We start from the raw sequence: 6,319 nt of genomic DNA, 5'->3' as shown, positions 1-6,319 counted from the left end.
CGCCGAAGAGGCCGAGCCCGTCGTCGAGCCTGAGCCGGTTGACGAGCGTGAGCCGGTTGACGAGGTCGCCGACGAGGAGCCCGAGCCCGTCGAGGAAGCACCCGTCGCGGAACCCGAGCGCGACGACCACGCGACTGCGGTCGTCGCCGCCGTGAGCGCCGCCCCGGCGACCAAGGGGATCCCGTTCCACGCCAAGCGGGGCAACGACAGCCTCGGCCCGATCGCGATCCTCGCGGCCCTGGCCTGTGCGGCCGTGGTTGCCCGGATGGCGATCATCGGCACCCTCCGCGACGACATCGCCCTGAGCGGCACGATGACCGGCGCGGCCGCGATCCTGCTGATGTACGCGCTCAAGATGAGCAACACCTCGCGCAGCGTCCACATCGACGAGGCCGGCCTGCTCAAGGTGACGGTCGGTGACACGAGCAGCCGGTTCGACCTGACCAGCCCGAACACCAAGATCGAGCAGACCGGTTCGGCCGGGCAGCGCAACTGGCGGGTCCTGATCCTGCGTCGCAGCATGTCCCCGGTCGCCATCGATTCGCGGATGGTCGACCCCCACACCTTCATGGAGGCTCTGCGGCAGTGGAAACCGGACCTCTAGGCACCGACCCGGTGACCCCGCTCCAGGCCGAGCGGGATGCTCTCGCCCGCCGCTGCGCCGACGCCGAGGCAGAGGTACGACGCCTCAGTGACGAGCTCACCTCCGCGCGGGCCCAGATCGCCGCCCATGCGGCTGCGGAGTCGAAGGCCGGTTCCCTGTCGCTCTTCGACGGGGACTCCGCGGGCGACCGACTGACCGGCGACGGCAGCGACCCCCGCGTGCTCTCCTTCATCCTGGGCGCCACTGCTGCGGTGGCCGGCATGGTGACGCTGCTGGCCATGCTCAACGGCAAGCTGGGGAGCCTGTTCGGCCTCGCGATGCTTGCCCTGACCATCGGGCTGGCGTGGGGCGCGGCACGCACACGGATCATCCCCGTCGAGGTCGAGGTCGCGCGTGGCGTCGTCTACGTCAAGCACGGCGAGTCGACGCACCGCTTCGACGTGAAGAAGCCCGAGACCCAGGTGCTGGTCGTCGGTCGTCCCGGTGATTCCGACTGGGCCGTGCACTTCCCGCGTCGCGGCCTGGATCCCTTCGTCATCGACGCATCGATGGTCGACCCGCAGAGCTTCCTGCAGGAACTCCGGGAGTACCGTCCCGAGGTCTGAGTCCCTCAGCCCAGGGCCGCTCGCACCTTGCCGGCGATCTCGAGTACGGCGGCCCGGCTTGTGCGCCCCGCGCCCACGATGTTCAGGAAGCCGTGGATCTGGTCGACGTACCGTCGCAGTTCCATGGCCACGCCGGCATCGGCCAGGCGACGTGCGTAGGCCTCTCCCTCGTCACGCAGCGGGTCGAACCCAGCGGTCGCCACGTACGCCGGCGCGAGCCCGGCGGGCAGCTCGGCTCCGAGCAGGTGCACCCGCTCGTCCGTCAGGTCCGCCGCGGTCGGGAGATAGGTGCGGTCGACCATCGCCATGTAGTCGGCCGTGAGGAAGAGGTCCTCGCCGAAGAGCCGCAAGCTCTCGGTGTCGCGGTCCGGCCAGGTGCACGGATAGACGAGGAGCTGGAACGCGAGCGGCAGACCAGCACGCGCAGCCGCGATGGCGGTCCACGCGGCGACTGCCCCTCCGGCGGAGTCACCGGCCACACCGATCCGGGTCGGATCGACACCGAGCTCCCCTGCGTGCTCGAACACCCAGCGCAGCGCGGCCTCGGCGTCGTCGAAGCCGCCCGGGAAGGGGCGCTCGGGCCCGAGGCCCCACTCGATCGCCAGCACGGGTACGCCGGATTCCTCCGCCAGCACGCGACAGGGCGCGTCGTGGCTGTCGAGGTCGCCGTACATGAATCCGCCGCCGTGGAAGAACAACAGCACGGGACGCCCTGCCGTGGCGGAACGCGGGCCGTGGGGGAGGTAGTGCCGCGCGGGAAGTCCAGCCACCGTGAGGTCTTGAACGGCACCGATCGGCGGTGTGCCGCCCACGATCTGCGCATTGGACAACATGTCGGCCCGGCCCAGCGCGATGTCCGGCACCTCCACCATCGCTCGCTTGCGCGCCAGGCGCTGCACCCGCAGCATCAGCTGCAGGTCGGTGGCGAGCGTCTGTCCGTCGAGAACGAGCGGGCGTCCGGCCAGGACGCGCTGCACCTTCTCCGGAAGCGCCATGAGCGACGTCAGGAAGCGGGTCTCGACGGCGGTCTGCAGGCTCACGCGCCTCAACCTACTGAGCGCACCGGGCCCGGGGCCACCCGGCTCGTGGTCACCTTCCGTTCACCCTGAACTGCCACACTCGCTGCATGTCCACCGAGCAGCACGCCACTCCCGGGACCCCTGGGGCGCCCGGCCTCACCGCCGTCCCGCCGTACGTGCCCTCGTCCGCACTGGAGGACACGATCGCCGATGCCGCGGACCGCTTCCTGGACCGCGAGCTCTCCTGGCTCCACTTCAACGAGCGTGTGCTCGAGCTGGCTGAAGATGAAGGGCTGCCGCTCCTCGAGCGCACCCGCTTCCTCGCGATCTTCACGAGCAACCTCGATGAGTTCTTCATGGTCCGGGTGGCCGGGCTCAAGCGCCGGATCGCGACCGGCCTCGCGGTGCGGGCCGCGAGCGGAATGATGCCGCGCGAGGTCCTCGAGGCGATCTGGTCCCAGACGTCGGCACTCAGCCGCCGCCAGACCGACGTCTTCCACCACAAGATCGTGCCCGCCCTGCGCGACGAGGGCATCGAGCTCGTGCGTTGGGCCGACCTCGAACGCGACGAGCAGAAGTTCTGCAAGCGTCTCTTCAAGGAGCGCGTGTTCCCGGTCCTGACGCCCCTCGCCGTCGACCCGGCCCACCCATTCCCCTACATCTCGGGCCTCTCGTTGAATCTCGCGGTCCTGATCCGCAACCCGAAGTCCGGCAAGGAGCTCTTCGCGCGAGTGAAGGTGCCCTCGAACTTCGACCGCTTCGTCTCGCTCGGCAACGCGCGCTTCGTCCCGCTCGAGGACGTCATCGGCGCCCACCTCGGCCGGCTGTTCCCCGGCATGGAGGTGCTGGAGGTGCACACCTTCCGGGTCACCCGCAACGAGGACCTGGAGGTCGAGGAGGACGACGCCGAGAACCTCCTCGCTGCGCTCGAGAAGGAGCTGCTGCGCCGCAAGTTCGGCCCGCCGGTGCGCCTGGAGGTCGAGGAGTCGATCGACCCGTCCGTGCTCGAGCTGCTCGTCTCCGAGCTCGACGTCACCGAGGAGGAGGTCTTTCGGCTCCCCGGTCCGCTCGACCTGCGCGGCCTGCACTCCATCGCCGACCTGCCGCGCGAGGACCTGAAGTACCCCTCGTTCGTACCCGTCACCCACACCCGGCTGGCCGAGGTGGAGTCCGCTGCACCGGTCGACGTCTTCAAGGCGCTGCGCCGCCGCGACGTACTGCTGCACCACCCGTACGACTCGTTCGCGACGTCCGTGCAGCGCTTCATCGAGCAGGCCGCTGCGGACCCGCACGTGCTGGCGATCAAGCAGACGCTCTACCGCACCTCGGGTGACTCGCCGATCATCGACGCCCTCATCGACGCCGCCGAAGCAGGCAAGCAAGTACTGGTACTGGTCGAGATCAAGGCCCGCTTCGACGAGCAGGCCAACATCCGCTGGGCCCGCAAGCTGGAGCAGGCCGGCTGCCATGTCGTCCACGGCCTGGTCGGCCTCAAGACGCACTGCAAGCTGGCGATGGTGGTCCGCGACGAGCCCGAGGGCATCCGGCGCTACACCCACATCGGCACGGGCAACTACAACCCGAAGACCTCGCGCACCTACGAGGACCTCGGCCTGCTCACGACGAACGAGGCCATCGGCGAGGACGTCGCCCACCTCTTCAACAACCTGTCCGGCTGGTCGCGCAAGGCGACCTACGAAGAGCTGCTGGTGGCACCGGACTCGGTGCGCAGCGGCCTGATCGACCAGATCCACGCAGAGATCGCGCACCACCAGGCGGGACGACCCGCCGGAGTCCGGTTCAAGGCGAACTCCATCGTCGACGAGCCGCTCATCGACGCGCTCTACCTCGCGTCCTGCGAGGGCGTACCCGTCGAACTGCTCGTCCGCGGCATCTGTTCGCTGCGCCCCGGAGTCCCCGGCCTGAGCGAGAACATCAAGGTCCGCTCCATCCTGGGACGATTCCTCGAACACAGCCGGATCTTCGACTTCGAGGGCGGCGGCGAGCCGGTCACCTGGATCGGCTCGGCCGACATGATGCACCGCAACCTGGACCGTCGGGTCGAGGTGCTGGTCCGGCTTCCCGAGCAGAGTCGTGACGAGGTACGACGCCTGCTGGACCTCGCGTTCGCACCCACCACGCAGGCGTGGGAACTCGGCGCGGACGGCCAGTGGCAGCGCAATGACGGCGAGATCCACCTCCAGGAGACCCTGATCGAGGCCCAGCGGCACCGCCGACTTTCGCCCTGATCCGACGGCCGACGACACCCCGGAGGGGTGGCAACACCCCCTCTGACCTGCACGAACACGCGATGGCCCCGCCAGTGCGCCGTTGAGCGTGGGACGTGCCACACTGTCTGCGGTGCTGTGGGTTTGCGTTCATCCGAGCGTTTCCCCCTAGCATGAAGCCGTTCGTCTCCGCCTCAACGGGAGTACTTGTGGGTCTGCGTCTCCGTCCGGTCGATAACTCCTTCTACGTACTCTTCGCGGAGTCGGCTCAGCATCTGGTGGGTGGAGCCGAGCTCCTCGCCGAGATGCTGTCCGACGACTCCGACAAGGCCGACGTCGCCGAGCGCATGCGCGCCGCCGAGCACGCCTGCGACGAGACCACGCACTCGATCGTCAAGAAGGTCAACAGCACCTTCGTGACGCCCTTCGACCGCGAGGACATCTACGCGCTCGGGTCGGGCCTCGACGACTGCATGGACATGATGGACGAGGCCGTCGACCTCATCCTGCTCTACGAAGTGAAGACCTTGCCTCCCGAGCTCTCCGAGCAGGTCGAGGTGCTCCAGCGCTGTGCCGAGCTGACGGCCGCGGCGATGCCGCGCCTGCAGTCGATGCAGTCGCTCGACGACTACTGGATCGAGATCAACCGTCTCGAGAACACCGGCGACCGCAACCACCGGCGCACGCTGGCCAAGTTGTTCTCGGGCGAGTTCGCGACCATCGAGGTCCTCAAGCTCAAGGACATCGTCGAGTCCCTCGAGGGCGCCATCGACGCGTTCGAGCGGGTCGCCAACACGGTGGAGCAGATCGCCGTCAAGGAAGGCTGAGCGTGTCCCTCACCCTGGCGATCGTGATCGCCGTGGTCGTCATCGCGCTCGTTTTCGACTACACCAACGGCTTCCACGACGCGGCGAACGCCATCGCGACGTCGGTGTCGACCCGTGCGCTCACGCCCCGGATCGCCCTGACCCTGGCCGCGATCATGAACTTCCTCGGCGCCCTGCTGGGGCAGGAGGTCGCGAAGACCGTCGCCGACGTGATCACGATCGAGGACAAGACCGGCCATCTCCTGGTCGGGGTCCATCACGGTCTCGTGGTCGTGATGGCGGGCCTGCTCGGCGCGATCATCTGGAACCTGATCACCTGGTACTACGGCCTCCCGTCGTCCTCCTCACACGCCCTCATCGGCGGCCTGGTGGGCGCCGCGATCGCCGGCGGTGTCGCCGTCAAGTGGGACACCATCGTCCAGAAGGTCCTCATCCCGATGGTGCTGTCGCCGCTCTTCGGCTTCTGTGCAGCGTTCGTGGTCATGACGTCGATCATGTGGATCTTCCGCAAGGGCAACCCGCACAAGATCAACCGCGGCTTCCGGGGCATGCAGACCGTCTCGGCTGCCGCGCTCGCGCTCGGCCACGGCCTGCAGGACGCCCAGAAGACGATGGGCGTCATCCTGCTGACGCTGGTCATCGCCTACCCGGCGTCGTACAACATCGAGACGCTGCCCATCTGGGTGGTCCTCCTTGCGGCAGGCGCCATCTCGGCCGGGACGTACGCCGGCGGCTGGCGCATCATGCGCACGCTCGGTCGCAAGATCATCGACCTGGACCCGCCGCGCGGCTTCGCTGCCGAGTCGGTCGGCGCCACGGTGCTCTACTCGACGGCGTTCATCTTCCACGCGCCCATCTCGACGACCCACACGATCACCTCGGCCGTCATGGGCGCCGGCGCCACCAAGCGCTTCAACGCGGTCAAGTGGGGCATGGCACGCACCATCCTCACCGCCTGGGTGTCGACCTTCCCGGCCGCTGCCCTCGCGGCCTGGGGATGCTACGAGATCCTCAGCCTCCTGCTCCTTTGAGCCGA

The 6,319-nt window shown here is 68.5% G+C and carries 6 protein-coding genes; 5 read left to right on the top strand and 1 reads right to left on the bottom strand.

What is annotated here, in order from left to right:
* Together ACOADB_RS04280 and ACOADB_RS04275 are read left to right on the top strand one after the other, a co-directional pair.
* A partial coding sequence (locus ACOADB_RS04280) for a hypothetical protein (protein ID WP_378596686.1) occupies nucleotides 1-604 on the top strand: 604 nt, incomplete at its 5' end.
* 11 nt (nucleotides 605-615) lie between these two features.
* Nucleotides 616-1,209 (top strand): hypothetical protein, encoded by a 594-nt coding sequence (locus ACOADB_RS04275; protein ID WP_378596685.1) that lies wholly within the window; start codon nucleotides 616-618, stop codon nucleotides 1,207-1,209.
* Between the two features lie 5 nt (nucleotides 1,210-1,214).
* Here the strand turns inward: ACOADB_RS04275 and ACOADB_RS04270 are convergent, their stop codons facing one another.
* Nucleotides 1,215-2,249 carry an alpha/beta hydrolase gene (locus ACOADB_RS04270; RefSeq protein WP_378596684.1) on the bottom strand — a complete coding sequence of 345 codons (1,035 nt, stop codon included), beginning with the start codon at nucleotides 2,247-2,249 and terminating at the stop codon, nucleotides 1,215-1,217.
* An 86-nt stretch (nucleotides 2,250-2,335) separates the two neighbouring features.
* On the opposite strand from ACOADB_RS04270, the gene ACOADB_RS04265 reads away from it, so the two are divergent.
* The 3 genes from ACOADB_RS04265 to ACOADB_RS04255 all read left to right on the top strand — a co-directional run bounded on the left by ACOADB_RS04265 (nucleotide 2,336) and on the right by ACOADB_RS04255 (nucleotide 6,314).
* Nucleotides 2,336-4,477, top strand: a complete 2,142-nt coding sequence (locus ACOADB_RS04265) for an RNA degradosome polyphosphate kinase (RefSeq protein WP_378596683.1) — start codon at nucleotides 2,336-2,338, stop codon at nucleotides 4,475-4,477.
* 188 nt (nucleotides 4,478-4,665) lie between these two features.
* Nucleotides 4,666-5,283: a DUF47 domain-containing protein gene (locus ACOADB_RS04260; protein WP_378596682.1), complete on the top strand. Its 618-nt coding sequence runs from the start codon at nucleotides 4,666-4,668 to the stop codon at nucleotides 5,281-5,283.
* Between the two features lie 2 nt (nucleotides 5,284-5,285).
* Nucleotides 5,286-6,314: an inorganic phosphate transporter gene (locus tag ACOADB_RS04255; protein ID WP_378596681.1), complete on the top strand. Its 1,029-nt coding sequence runs from the start codon at nucleotides 5,286-5,288 to the stop codon at nucleotides 6,312-6,314.
* Nucleotides 6,315-6,319 lie beyond the last annotated feature (5 nt).

The organism is Nocardioides sp. CPCC 206348 (genome assembly GCF_048654705.1).
Taxonomy (GTDB): Bacteria; Actinomycetota; Actinomycetes; order Propionibacteriales; family Nocardioidaceae; genus Nocardioides.
The sequence above is the reverse complement of the archived record's forward strand: the minus strand, read 5'-3'. Positions and strand labels throughout refer to the sequence as shown.